The organism is Magnetospirillum aberrantis SpK, assembly GCF_011022235.1.
Taxonomy (GTDB): Bacteria; Pseudomonadota; Alphaproteobacteria; order Rhodospirillales; family Magnetospirillaceae; genus Magnetospirillum; species Magnetospirillum aberrantis.
In genome coordinates this window covers 193,830-206,393 of sequence record NZ_JAAIYP010000037.1, presented here as the reverse complement: position 1 = coordinate 206,393, position 12,564 = coordinate 193,830, and the positions used below count along the sequence as shown (strand labels likewise).

General features: G+C 64.7%; 15 protein-coding genes. 9 read left to right on the top strand and 6 right to left on the bottom strand.

Features of this window, described 5'->3' with window-relative positions:
- Positions 1-117: 117 nt before the first annotated feature.
- A complete protein-coding gene (locus G4223_RS10830; protein ID WP_163679116.1) occupies positions 118-1,224 on the top strand; it encodes a DUF2252 family protein in 1,107 nt (368 codons plus the stop codon).
- Positions 1,225-1,227: 3 nt separating this feature from the next.
- Here the strand turns inward: G4223_RS10830 and G4223_RS10825 are convergent, their stop codons facing one another.
- Entirely contained in the window at positions 1,228-2,247 is a 1,020-nt protein-coding gene (locus G4223_RS10825) for a polyprenyl synthetase family protein (RefSeq protein ID WP_163679113.1), read from the bottom strand.
- Positions 2,248-2,361: 114 nt separating this feature from the next.
- Here G4223_RS10825 and G4223_RS10820 point away from each other — a divergent pair, with 114 nt between their 5' ends.
- Entirely contained in the window at positions 2,362-3,129 is a 768-nt protein-coding gene (locus G4223_RS10820; RefSeq protein WP_163679108.1) for a tRNA1(Val) (adenine(37)-N6)-methyltransferase, read from the top strand.
- Here G4223_RS10820 and G4223_RS10815 read toward each other — a convergent pair.
- The gene (locus G4223_RS10815; protein ID WP_241004064.1) at positions 3,113-3,703 is read right to left on the bottom strand and encodes a rhodanese-like domain-containing protein; all 591 of its coding nucleotides are present in this window, start codon (positions 3,701-3,703) and stop codon (positions 3,113-3,115) included. The two genes, G4223_RS10820 and G4223_RS10815, sit on opposite strands and share 17 nt — an antisense overlap.
- 120 nt (positions 3,704-3,823) lie before the next feature.
- On the opposite strand from G4223_RS10815, the gene G4223_RS10810 reads away from it, so the two are divergent.
- From G4223_RS10810 to G4223_RS10800, 3 genes are read left to right on the top strand one after another with little or no spacing between them, the layout of a single operon-like run.
- Positions 3,824-4,663 (top strand): S49 family peptidase, encoded by an 840-nt coding sequence (locus G4223_RS10810; protein ID WP_163679103.1) that lies wholly within the window; start codon positions 3,824-3,826, stop codon positions 4,661-4,663.
- Between the two features lie 9 nt (positions 4,664-4,672).
- Entirely contained in the window at positions 4,673-4,909 is a 237-nt protein-coding gene (locus G4223_RS10805; RefSeq protein WP_163678627.1) for a hypothetical protein, read from the top strand.
- A 19-nt stretch (positions 4,910-4,928) separates the two neighbouring features.
- Positions 4,929-5,348: a hypothetical protein gene (locus G4223_RS10800; RefSeq protein WP_163679100.1), complete on the top strand. Its 420-nt coding sequence runs from the start codon at positions 4,929-4,931 to the stop codon at positions 5,346-5,348.
- A 12-nt stretch (positions 5,349-5,360) separates the two neighbouring features.
- On the opposite strand, the gene G4223_RS10795 is transcribed toward G4223_RS10800, so the two are convergent.
- Positions 5,361-6,509, bottom strand: coding sequence for an ABC transporter substrate-binding protein (locus tag G4223_RS10795; RefSeq protein ID WP_163679097.1), 1,149 nt, complete (start codon positions 6,507-6,509; stop codon positions 5,361-5,363).
- A gap of 513 nt (positions 6,510-7,022) precedes the next feature.
- A complete protein-coding gene (locus tag G4223_RS10790) occupies positions 7,023-7,322 on the bottom strand; it encodes a hypothetical protein (RefSeq protein WP_163679094.1) in 300 nt (99 codons plus the stop codon).
- 360 nt (positions 7,323-7,682) lie between these two features.
- Here G4223_RS10790 and G4223_RS10785 point away from each other — a divergent pair, with 360 nt between their 5' ends.
- From G4223_RS10785 to G4223_RS10770, 4 genes are read left to right on the top strand one after another with little or no spacing between them, the layout of a single operon-like run.
- Positions 7,683-8,396 carry a hypothetical protein gene (locus G4223_RS10785; RefSeq protein WP_163679092.1) on the top strand — a complete coding sequence of 238 codons (714 nt, stop codon included), beginning with the start codon at positions 7,683-7,685 and terminating at the stop codon, positions 8,394-8,396.
- Positions 8,393-9,568, top strand: a complete 1,176-nt coding sequence (locus tag G4223_RS10780) for a M48 family metalloprotease (protein ID WP_163679089.1) — start codon at positions 8,393-8,395, stop codon at positions 9,566-9,568. The genes G4223_RS10785 and G4223_RS10780 overlap by 4 nt, the downstream gene beginning before the upstream one ends.
- A complete protein-coding gene (locus G4223_RS10775) occupies positions 9,565-10,182 on the top strand; it encodes a hypothetical protein (protein ID WP_163679087.1) in 618 nt (205 codons plus the stop codon). Before G4223_RS10780 ends, G4223_RS10775 begins: the two co-directional genes overlap by 4 nt.
- A gap of 11 nt (positions 10,183-10,193) precedes the next feature.
- Positions 10,194-11,060 (top strand): M48 family metallopeptidase, encoded by an 867-nt coding sequence (locus G4223_RS10770; RefSeq protein WP_163679084.1) that lies wholly within the window; start codon positions 10,194-10,196, stop codon positions 11,058-11,060.
- Positions 11,061-11,158: 98 nt separating this feature from the next.
- On the opposite strand, the gene G4223_RS10765 is transcribed toward G4223_RS10770, so the two are convergent.
- Both G4223_RS10765 and G4223_RS10760 read right to left on the bottom strand, forming a co-directional pair.
- A complete protein-coding gene (locus tag G4223_RS10765; RefSeq protein WP_163679081.1) occupies positions 11,159-11,491 on the bottom strand; it encodes a hypothetical protein in 333 nt (110 codons plus the stop codon).
- Positions 11,492-11,561: 70 nt separating this feature from the next.
- Entirely contained in the window at positions 11,562-12,455 is an 894-nt protein-coding gene (locus G4223_RS10760; protein WP_205762469.1) for a LysR family transcriptional regulator, read from the bottom strand.
- Between the last annotated feature and the right edge of the window lie 109 nt (positions 12,456-12,564).

Below are 12,564 nucleotides of genomic sequence, written 5' to 3'. Positions count from 1 at the left end.
ACGACGCGTTCGCCCTATTCCCACCGGCAAGGGATGACGAAAAGGCGAACCCATGTCATCCTCTTCCCTCAAAGAATAAAACCGGTCCAAAGAATATAAACAGGAGGACATGTGCCCATGGCCGCCAGCTTCGCCGACGCCACCCGGTCCTATCTGGAATGGATGGGAACACGCTTTCCCCTCGACCCGGCCGGCGTCGTCCATCGTCGCCGGGCCCTGAGCGCCGACCCCTTCGCCTTCTTGCGCGGAACCTTCTATTGGTGGCTGGTGCGGTGGGACGAGTTGATGCCGCAGCCGGTCCGTCAGGCACCGAAAATCCTGTCGGTGGGCGACCTGCACCTGGAAAATTTCGGCACCTGGCGCGATGCCGAAGGGCGCATGGTGTGGGGCATCAACGATTTCGACGAGGCTTATCCCTTTCCCGTCACCATGGATCTGGTGCGGTTGGCGACCTCGGTTCTGTTGTCCATCGACGAGGGTCACCTGAAGCTGGACCGCCGTGTCGCCTGCGCCTCGTTGCTGGAAGGCTATAACGCCAATCTGGTCAAACCGGCCGGACGGCCGGTGATCCTGGAAGGCGAGGCGGCGTGGCTGTTGCCGGCCTCCACCCCGCACTGGTCCGAAACCGCCCTTTATTGGCGTAAGGAATTCAGCGACCTTGTCGCGGCACACGGCCTCGACGACCTGCGGGAATTGCTGGCCGAGCACATGCCCGAAGGCGTCCCGGTCGAGGAGTTCCTGAACCGCGGCACCGCCGGCAAGGGATCGTTGGGCCGGCCGCGCGCGGTGGCCTTGGGGCAATGGCGGGGTGGACCGGTGGCGCGTGAAGGCAAGCGCGCCCTGCCGTCAGCCGGACGCTGGCACCAGGGCGACGACGCCCTGGGCCCGGCCACGCTGGATTACCGCATGATCCTGGCCGCCGCCTTCCGCTCGCCCGATCCATGGCTGACCCTGACCGAGGATTGGGTGATCCGCCGTCTCAGCCCGGAAAACCACAAGGTGGTGGTCGAGCAACTGCGCGGCCACGTCCAGGCCGAGGCGCTGATCCGTTGGATGGGATGGGAGGTCGCCAACATCCATCGCGGCCAGGCCGGCCGTCACGACATCGAGGATTGGCTGGCGGCGCTGCCCATGGGCTGGCTGCACGACGCCGCCCTGAGCATGGCCGAGGCCACCACGGCCGATTGGCGGAAGTTCCGGGAAAGCGTGGACAGCGATCCGTAACGATCAGTAGGCGCGTTCGATACAGAAATCGACGACGTCGGCCATCGCCTGCTTCAGCGGGCTGTCGGGGAACACGTCGAGAGCGGCCACCGCCAGATCGCCGTATTCGCGGGCCCGCGCGATGGTGTCGTTCAGCGTGCCATGCTTTTCCATCAGGTGGAAAGCATGCTCCAGGTCGCCATCCTGCTGCTCCAGACGTTCCACCGTGCGGCGCCAGAACTCGCGTTCCTCGTCGTCGCCGCGACGGAAGGCCAGGATGATCGGCAAGGTGATCTTGCCTTCACGGAAATCGTCGCCCACCGTCTTGCCCAGCACCGCCTGCTTGGCGGAATAATCCAGGACGTCGTCGATCAACTGGAAGGCGATGCCCAGGTTGAGACCATAGGAATCCAGCGCCTCCTCGTCCGCCTGGGGACGGTCGGCCACCACCGCGCCGATGCGGCAGGCGGCGGCGAACAGCGCGGCGGTCTTGGAACGGATGACTTCGAGATAGGCTTCCTCGGTGGTTTCTGTGTCGTTGGCGGTGATCAGTTGCAACACCTCGCCCTCGGAAATGATGGACGAAGCGCGCGACAGGATGGCCAGCACCGGCAACGAGCCGTCCTCGACCATCAGTTCGAACGAACGCGAAAACAGGAAGTCGCCCACCAGGACGCTGGGTTTGTTGCCGAACAAGGCGTTGGCCGAAGCCTGACCACGCCGCAATTCGGATTCGTCGACCACGTCGTCATGCAGCAAGGTGGCGGTGTGGATGAACTCGACACAAGCCGCCAGCTTGACGTGGCGTTCGCCCTGGTGACCGGCGAGACGGGCCGAAGCCAGGGTCAGCACCGGGCGCAGACGCTTGCCGCCGGCGGCGATGATATGACCGGCAAGTTGAGGAATGAGGTCGACCGGGCTGTGCATCCGCTCGACGATCTGGCGGTTGACCTTCTCCAGGTCGTCCTGGACCAAAGCCACCAGTGAGTCGAAGCTTTTCGCCTTTTCGCCCGGTTCTTTTCGCAGATTGGCCGCAATCGCCACGATATCCCACTCCTTGATCGCGGAAGTCCCCCATCCGCGCGCACGAACATAGTGTTGCCATGGAAAGTCGGTCAAGCTTACATCGGCGCTTGCAACCAGTTTCCAGGACTCGACATGACCACCCCCGCCCCGTTCGCCACCACCGAAGACCACTTTCTGGGCGGCCGGCTTGTGGTGCGGCAACCGGAGAACGGGTATCGCGCCGGTTCGGACCCCTTGTTTCTGGCCGCCGCGGTGACGGCGAAACGCGGGCAACGGGTGCTGGACCTGGGCTGTGGTGTCGGCACCGCCTCGCTGTGCCTGTTGGCACGGTTGGCGGATGTCGAAGTCACCGGCCTGGAACTTCAACCCCCCTTGGCGGAGCTCGCTCGCGTCAACGCCCGCGCCAACGGATTGGAAGACCGCCTGACCGTGGTCGAAGGCTGCGTCACCCGGCCACCGGCCGCCGTTCCCCTGCACCATTTCGACCATGTGATCACCAACCCGCCGTGGTACGAGCCCGGCACCATCCAGCCGCCCAGCGCCGAGACCAAGGCCATCGGCCACATGGAAGAGGTGAGCCTGAGCGAATGGCTGATCCAGGCGATTCGCTTCCTCAGGCCCAAGGGGCGGTTGTGGGTGGTCCACCGCGCCGACCGGCTGGGCGACATCCTGGCGGCGCTTTCTCCGCTCAAGGTCGGCGGCATCCGCGTGTTGCCGTTATGGCCCAAGGCCGGCAAGGCCGCCACCCGCGTCGTGGTGACGGCCCGCAAGGATGCAAAGACGCCGCTTGCCCTGTTGCCCGGTCTGGTGCTGCACCACGACGACGGCACCTACACCGCGCCGGCCGACGCAGTCTTGCGCCTTGGCGCCGACCTGCCGCTGGTCAGTTCGGCGCCATGACCTTGGGATCGAGCTTGTACCCCCACGGCAGGCCGGAATTGCGCCAGCCGTCCACGTCGCGCACGCCCTTGGACGGCCCGTCCTTACGGGTTTCCCCTTCGAAACCGTCAACCATGGTGTAGGCGTTCTTCCAGCCGCGCGCGAAAAGCTGGTCGGCGGCCGGGGCCGAGCGGGTGCTGCCCGAGCGGCACATGAAGACCACCTTGGTCTTTTCCTTGTCGGCACCCAGGGCCGTCAGCTTGGCCTCGACCTGATCGGCGAAGGCCGGGTTCTTCTCCATCAGGAAAACCCCTTTTTCCGCGTTGAAGCGGGTCCGGTCCGCGGTCTGGTAAGGCACATGGACGGCGGTGGCCGGGGCATAGCCCGTGAACATGATCTCGACCGGATCGCGCACGTCCACCAGCACCGTGCCCTTGTCGTCCGCCATCAATTGCGCGGCTTCCTTGGCGGTGACGTAAAGCCCGCTTTTCACCTGGGCGGTGGGCGAGGACGGCATGTCGGCGGCCATGGCCGACGGGACGGAGGCAACGCCCAGAGCAAGGGCGACAAGGGCGGCGTGGGACAGTTTCCGCATGGGATTTTCCTTGTTGGTTGGGGAAGGCGACGGCATCAGTGACATGCCCTACATACATTAGCATATGATATTAACCTAATTCACTATCGAAGCGCCGGCCAAGGCCCTATGGTGAAAGGCATGACGATTCCTCGATTTCTTGCCGACGCCGTCAGTGGCGTCATCCGTCCCGCCCCCGTGGTTACGGTGGTCCGCCTGTCCGGGGTGATCAGCGCCGGCGGCGGATTGGGGCGCGGCGGGCTGAACCTTGCCGCCCTGGCCGGCACGCTCAAGACCGCCTTCGCTCCACGCCGGCTGGCGGCGGTGGCGCTCGCGGTCAACTCGCCGGGCGGGTCGCCGGTGCAAAGCGCACTGATCGCACGACGCATTCGCGACCACGCCGCCGAGCGCAAGGTCCCGGTCTTCGCCTTCGTCGAGGACGTGGCCGCCTCGGGCGGATATTGGCTGGCATTGGCGGCGGACGAGGTCTACGCCGACGCGGCCTCGATCGTCGGTTCCATCGGCGTGGTCTCGGCCGGGTTCGGCTTCGCCGAGGCGCTGGGGCGGCTGGGTATCGAACGGCGCGTGCACACCCAGGGCGAACGCAAACGCATGCTCGACCCTTTCCTGCCTGAACGTCCCGAGGATGTGGCGCGGCTTGAGGCGCTTCAGGCCGACATCCACGCCGGTTTCAAGGATTGGGTCCGCACCCGCCGGGAATCCAGGCTGAAAGCCGCCGAGGAAACCCTGTTCAACGGCGATATCTGGACCGGCCGTCAGGCGGTGGAACTGGGGCTGGTGGACGGATTGGGCGATTTGCGCACGGTGATGCGGACACGGTTCGGCGACAAGGTACGGCTGCGGCCGGTGGGCGGACGGCGAACACCGTGGGCCCGCCTGTTCTTCCCGCGCGGACAGATGGCCGCCGACGTTCTGGCGGCGGCCGAAGAACGGCTGGCCTGGGCCCGCTGGGGGCTGTAAAATAGGGCCATGTTCTCGAAAATCCTGCTGACCGTCGTGGTCGTCGCCATCATCTGGTTCGGGTTCAAGTACCTGCAACGGATCGCCGAATTGCGGGCCGGACGGCCGTCACCGCCCGACGCGCCGCATCCCCCTTCCGCCCCGACCCAAAGCCAGACCGCCCAGGACCTGGCTCTATGCCCCCGCTGTGCCACCTATCGGGCGCCGAACCAGGGACCGTGCGGCCGCAAGGATTGCCCCTATTGACCGGCACAGGAGGCTGACCATGCCCTTGCGCACCCTTGCCTGCGTTCTTGCCGTCCTGCTTCTCGCCTCATGCGCCCTGCCGCCGCCCGACCAGCCGGCGACCCCGAACCGTATGGGCCGTTTCCTGGGGTTGGTGGCCAATTGCGGCTGTTCCGACATCGACCGCGACCGCATGCTGGCCGATTATCCGCGCGCCGTCGCCGGCCGCTATACCGAGGCCGAGATCAAAACCATGCACGGATACGTGGATGTCGGCGCCACTGAAAATTTCGACAACCAGTTGATCATTTGCGCCGACACCTGTGCCAAGACCTGCATGGTCAACGCGGTGGCGGCACCGCTGGGCGGACGGCTGTCAGGGGACGGCACCACCTGTCTGGTGTCGGAACGCGACCTGAACTTGGTCGAGGGAACCAGAAACGACGAGCATGGATGGTAAGCGCAACCGCGCCTAATCCACCAGCACCCAGTCGCCATTCTGAATTTCCACCATATGAAAGGACGACAGGTCGAGCCCCAGATGATCCTGGGCGCTCATGGTGAAGACGCCACCGGTGCCGACCAGTCCCTTGGTCGTCTCGATGGCGTCGCGCACCGCCGCCGGATCGGCGCTGCCGGCTCGGCGCAGCGCGTCCATGACGATGGCGAAGGCGTCGTAGGCATGGCCGGCGAAATGCGTCACCTCCTGCCCCCACCGGGCCTCGTACGCCGCCTTGAAGGCCAGGGCCACCGGCTTCTGCCGATCATCGGCGGGCAATTGCCGGGCGACGGTCAAGGCCATGGCCGGCAAGCGCATGCCGTCGGCGGCGCCCCCCACCAGCCGCAGGAAGTCCTTGGACGCCACTCCGTGCGATTGGTAAACCGGCAAGGTCAGCCCCAATTGGCGGATGTTGCGGGTGACCACCGCCGGCCCCTGGCCGGTGCCGAACACGAACAGGGCGTCCACATCCGAGGCCATCCGCACCTTGGTCAGTTGCGGCGTGACGTCGGCATCCTTGGGGCCGTAGGTTTCGTCCACCACCACCCGGATGCCCCAGGCCGGCGCCAAGGCCAGAACCTGATCGCGACCCGACCTGCCGAAACCGACGTTCTCCGACAGCAACGCCAACCGCGTCAGCCCACGGCGCTTAAGGTCGGCCAGCACCTTCTCCGCCCCCATGCGGTCGGTATGCGGCACCTTGAAGGTCCATTTGCGCAAGGGCTCGACGATGCCGACACCGCCGCCCATCGACACATAGGGAATTCCCGCCCGTTCGACCAGCGGCAGCACCGCCATGCTGGTGGGGGTTCCCGATCCGCCGATCAGCAGGTGGGCTCCGTCGTTGTCGATCAACCGCTTGACCGCGCTCATGGCCCGGTCCGGCTCGGAGGCGTCGTCATACCAGATCAGACGCAAGGGGCGCCCCAGCACGCCGCCTTCGGCATTGGTGCGTTCCACCATCATATCGAGCGCCTTGCGTTCGGGATCGCCCATGATGGTATAGGTGCCGGTGGTGGACAAAAAGGCGCCCAGACGCAACTCATCCGCCGCTGCCGCCGCGCCCCGTGCCGCCAGCGCGGCCATGGTCAACGCCCCACAAAACCTCCGGCGTGACAGCATGCCCTCTCTCCCCCGCTCTCGTGCACCACACCTTGGGTTATGGCACGAACCGCAGCGACGGCAAAGACCACGGCGTCAGGACATGATCCCGATGACAGCCATGGGAATGGCTACGATAGCCATGCCCAGGGCGGCAACACAGAGGTCAAGGGCGATGGCCTGAAGGAAGCGGGGAGCGGACATGGCGACCTTCCTGGCGGAAAATTAAAATCAGACAGCACCGAAACGGGAAGCCGACGGGGTTTCCAGCAACCCCTGCAACTGCACCCGCAAGGTGCCCGCCGCTTCGGTGCAGGACAGTCGCTCGGCACACCCTTCGCGTTCCGCACATTGCCGCAGCCCATTCAGGATGGCATGACAACTGGCCCATTCGCCCCGTTCCCGGTGGCGGGCAAACCGAGCGACACGGGAAGCAAGACATTCCGGCGGCATGGAAGAAAGCATGGTCTAAACCAAAAGAAATAGCCATGAATGACTAAAAGTATCTCTACCATAGAACGAAAGGCAATCAGGTTATGACCCTATATTTTCAGTGAGCGGGTCATTGTTTGTATTCTCTTCCGTCGAAGAGTGACGTTCTGAATCATTTTGTGTCGAAACCAGCCGCCAGACCATGACGCCAAGCCCCAGAACCCCCAGCCCGATAGCTCCCCCCAGGGCAAACATCAGCATTTCCATGCCATGATGGATGATCCAGGCGACCACGGCGGCATAGGCCATGACCGACACCATCAACAGCCCCTGACGCGCGCGGAGAATGGAATAGGCAACCAGGATCGAAACGGCGGACAAAACGACAGCCTGCGCACTCATCGGGCACCTCCCCCGAGGGTCATGCCAGGGCAGGACCCTCATCAAATACCCGCATGTATTTTGGCGCTTTTCGCATACCGGATTTCAAGTGCCACGAGGAATCCTATACGATCGAGTTACCACCTCCACCGGTTATCGGACGACGAAAAGGCGAAGACGGTCAAGGCATCGGCCGGCGGTGGGATTCCCGGTGGCCGCGCTTCGACCCCGGCCAAGAGGTCAAGTTCCCTTTGGGAAACTGGCACCAGGGCGAAGGCATGGTCTTTTCCGAACAATATTGACCCGCCAACGACAGCCATCAGGGGTTGTGCCACGCGAAGTGATCGGTAGAATGGCGGCAGACGACGTTGGAGGGGAACCGTGCGTTTGTTGCGTCAATTGGCGTGGGTGGCCGCATTGGCTCTCGCGCTGTCCGCCTGTGCCACCCAAAGCTACTATACGGCCGAGACCCTGAGACGTGACGGGGACGGTCACGCCCCCCGTATCCTGATGATGCCCCCCGACGTCGAATTGTACGAGTTCGACGCCACCGGCAACCTCGACGTCAACGCGCTGTGGACACGTGACGCCGCCTCTCATCTGGCCTCCGGCACCCGTGCCCATTTGGAAGACATGCACATCCGCTTCGCGTCCTTCTCGCCACCGGCCGAGGACAGCCCCGAAGCGATGCGTCTTGATCAGGTGCAGAAACTGCACGGCGCCGTGGGCACCACCATCCGCACCTACCATTTCAACCAAAACAACCGCCTGCCGGCCAAGAACGGACAGTTCGACTGGAGCCTGGGGTCCGAGGCACAGGCCCTGGGCGAGCACGCCGAGGCCGACTACGCCTTGTTCCTCTGGGTGCGCGACAGCTACTCCACCCCCGGCCGGGTGGCCTTGCGCATGGTCGCGGCCCTTGCCGGGGTCAGCGTTGGCGGCGGCATGCAATTGGGACATGCCTCCCTGGTCGACCTGAAGACCGGACAGGTGGTGTGGTTCAACGCCTTGCACGCCCGTCAGGATGGCGACCTTCGCGATGCCGCCAAGGCACGCGAAACCGTCGCCCTGTTGCTGGACAAGCTGCCGAAATGACCCTGTCGCGCCGCACTTTCGCCTTCGGCCTTGCCGGTTGCGCCATCAGCTCACTCGGAGGCTGCGTCACCGGCGGCTACCAGACCGCCGGCCCCACCACCGATCTGGTGCAACGAGGATACCGACCAGACCTGAACACCGACGAAGCGGGTGTCTGGCTGACCGCCGAAAAGAACGAGAAGCTTCTGCGGACCTCGGCAACCAGAATCCGTAACCCGGAAGTCAACGCCCTGGTAGCCGACATGATGTGCCGGCTGGTGGGCGAATATTGCCCGGATCTGCGCACATACGTGGTGCGCCAGCCCATCTTCAACGCCTTTTGCAGCCCCAACGGCATGGTCCAGGTGTGCACGGGGCTGTTGCTGCGCTGTAATTCGGAATCACAGTTGGCCGCCGTGCTGGGCCACGAATTCGGTCATTACCTGCACCGCCACACCATGCAGCGCATCCGCGACGACCGTGAATGGCAGGCGTGGACCAACGCCATGATCGTGCTCGGCAATTCGCCCAACGTCCAGGTATTGCGCCACAACATCCTGCAACTGCGCCGCATGAGCTATTCCCGCGACAACGAACGCGAATCCGACGAGGTCGGTTTCCGCCTGATGGTCAAGGCCGGCTACGATCCTAAAGCCGCCGCCACCATCTGGAAGAACGTGGCCGAGGAACGCGACGCCGGCGACATCGACGATGATTTCGACGCCTTCACCGCCACCCATCCTCCCACCGACGAACGCATCGAGACGCTGACCGAATTGGCCAAGCAGGCGAAAGACCAGGGACGCGGCGCCTCCGACCGTCTGGCCGACGCCATTGCCCCCATTCGCGGCATGATGATGGCCGACGAGATCAATCTGGGACATTTCAAGCAGACCGAAACCGTTTTCAACCGTCTGATCCATGCCGGCCGCGACGTCGGCGAGGTGCTTTACTACAAGGGCGAGCTGTACCGCCGCCGAGGCAAGGACGGCGACGAAGCCATGGCACTGGGGTTCTACCACGAAGCCTGCGAGGCCCCGGGAGCGCCACCCGAGGCGTTGCGTTCGGTGGGGTTGATGCGCTGGCGGCGCGGCGAGAAGGAACAGGCGCGGGAATATTTCCAACGCTATCTGGCGGTCAAACCCGACGCCGATGATCGTGCAATGATTCAATCCTATCTGGTGGGGGCATGATGAAGCGCCTGTTCGTCCTGGGGCTGCTGCTGACCGTGGCGGCGTGCTCGCAATACCAACTGGTGCCGGCCGGCAACGTGAAGTTCGTCGATGACGGCGCCACCACCTCGACGCCCGTCGCCTGGAACGGCCACAACACCGAATCGCTTTATACCTGGACCCAAGATGGACCGTTGCTGGAGAACATGCTGTTCCACATCAACGTCAAGGACGGCAAGACCCTGACCAAGGGACTGGATGTGGAACGGACTTTCGATCCGTTGGCCGTGCTGTTCGGAACGGTACCCGACGAAGTGTCCTACCGCTTCAACAAAGCCATGACCGAACCCGAGATCATGGACCTGTTCACCGCCAGCTACGCCAGGATCTTCGGTTCCCCGGTCACCGCCACCAACCTGCGCCCGGCCACCTTGGGCGGGGAGCCGGGATTCCGCTTCGAGTACGCGTTCACCGGCAAGGACGAAGTGCGCCGCATCGGCATCGCCGTCGGCGCGGTGGTGGATTCCAAACTCACCTTGGTGCATTACTACGGGACGGAAATGTACCATTTCCAGAAACACCGCGACGACGCCGAACAAGTGATCGCCGCGTTCCGGTTCGACAAGAAGAGTTGACGCCCGACACCATGACCTCCCGCCGCACCCTGCTTGCCGGCCTGGCCGGCACCGCCGCCTCGGCCGCCCTTCCCGCCCACGCCCAATTCAGCCTGGGCAACCTGATCAATTCCGCCAGCCAGGTGGTGGGCGCCTATGCCGCCGGCGAAGGCGACGAGATCAAGATGGGCGAAAGCTTCTATCCCGACTACCTCACGAAATCGGGTGGCGCGGTGGACGACCGCAATGTCCAGGAAGCCTTGCGCGGTTTCGCCAAGCCGCTGTTCGCCGTCGCCGACCGCAAGTCCCTGCCGTGGGAAATCACCCTGGTCGAGAACCAGCAGGTCAACGCCTGGGCGCTGCCGGGCGGCAAGATCGCCGTCAATTCCGAACTGGTGCGCCAATGCGCCCACCCGGACGAACTGGCCAGCGTCATCGCCCACGAGGTCGGCCATGCCGACCACGGCCATTCACTGACCCAGATCCGTAACCAAGCCTTGGTTTCCTCGGTCGGCAACCTGGGCAAGGAAGCGCTGTCGGGCTGGTTGGGCGGCGGGACCCTGGGCAGCGACGTGCTGAGCGCGCTGGAAGGTCCGCTTTACACCATGATCCTGACCGGCTATTCGCGAACCCACGAGTTCGAAGCCGACGCCCACATCCTGCGCATCTTCCAGCAGACCGGAAACGATCCCAGCCGGGCCGACGACTTCTTTCGTACCTTGATGCGGCTTTATCCCGAATCGGGAAGCGAAACCACGTCCCTGTTTTCCACCCACCCCGGCACGCGCGAACGCATCGCCCGCATCGAACAGACGGCGGCCAAGACGTCTGGCGGCAGCGGCGGTTCGACCACCGGCTGGGATGTGCTGAAGGCCAAGTATCCCACGCCGAAGGCGTAACACCGGCTCCGCTTGCGGTGCCGGTCAGCGCCCATTGAGGGCGCGGCCAAGCGGCCGGAGAGCCGCGCCCGGCGAGGGGCTGAAACGAGTATCAGGAATCAGGACTGGCGGCGTTCGGGGCCTTGCCCCCGGCCCGCCAGCCGCACCGCCGAGGCCAACAGCCGGTAGACGCTTTCCAGCCGGCCCAAAGCCAGGTGCTGTTCCAGGGTTTCCGCCACCACCGACGCCCGCACCCGAGCCAGATGACGGGCCAGGGTGCGGCCGGTCAGCATGGACAACGGCACGGCCGGCGACGCCGTCACGTCGAACGCTTCCCCCACCGCGTCGAAATGGCGCGCCACATAGGCCCAATCCTCGGGACACAGTGCCAAGGGGCGGTCGGGGGCCTCGCGGGACAGACGTTCAAAGCGGATGTCGTGAATTGCAGCCATGGGAATCATGAAACGTCGAGGGTGTGGGTCTTTCCCATAGATGGGGGGCCGGAAGACCGACGAAAAGGGGTCAGCGACACCCGCGCCGGGCCAATTCCGCGGCGACGAACTCGACGAAACGGCGCACCCGTGGGGCACTGGCGCGGGCTTTCGGACTGACGGCGTGCAAGGCCATGTCGGGCGAACGCCATTGATCGAGCACCGGCACCAGCCGCCCCGAGGCCAGATCCCCTTCCACGTCCCAGATGGATTTCTGCACCAGCCCCAGCCCCTCCAGCGCCCAGGCGTGCACCACCTCGCCGTTGTTGCTGGCCAGGGAACCACCAACCCGCACCGCCACCTCGCCGCCGGGACCGACGAAGGTCCAAACCTTTTCGTTGCCGTCGCCGATCACCAGACATTGGTGCGCCGCCAGATCGTCCGGCGTTTCCGGCCGCCCGGCCCGTTCCAGATAACTGGGCGCGGCACACAGCACCCGCCAGTTGCCGGCGATCCGTCGCGCCACCAACGCCGAATCGGCCAAGGCCCCGAACCGCAACCCCACATCGACGTTTCCTTCGACCAGATCCACCACCTGATCGGTCAGCAACAGATGCAACCTGAGGCGAGGATGCCGGCGCAGGAACTCTGCGGCCAGTGGCGCGATGTGCCGCCGCCCGAACGCCACGGCCACCGTTACCCGCAAGAACCCCGAAAGGTCGCCTTCATCGGTGGCGACCACGGCCTCGGCCTCGGCCAGATCGGCCAACAAAGCGCGCACGCGCGGCAGGAAAGCCGCGCCTTCGTCGGTCAGCGACAGCGAACGGGTGGTGCGCAGCACCAGCCGCGCCCCCAACCGGTCCTCAAGCGCCGCCAAATGCTTGCTCACCGCCCCCACCGACAGCCCCAGAACCCGCGCCGCCGCCGACAGGCCGCCGCTGGCCGCCACCTGGGCGAACACCTCCATCTCACGCACACGGTCCATGACTGTTTCCCATTTGGAAAAACTGATTTGCCATATCGCCATCTTTACCGGCGCTTTGGAAAGTGTGAACAATCGCGGCAATTCCCGCAAGGCCCCCAACACGGACACA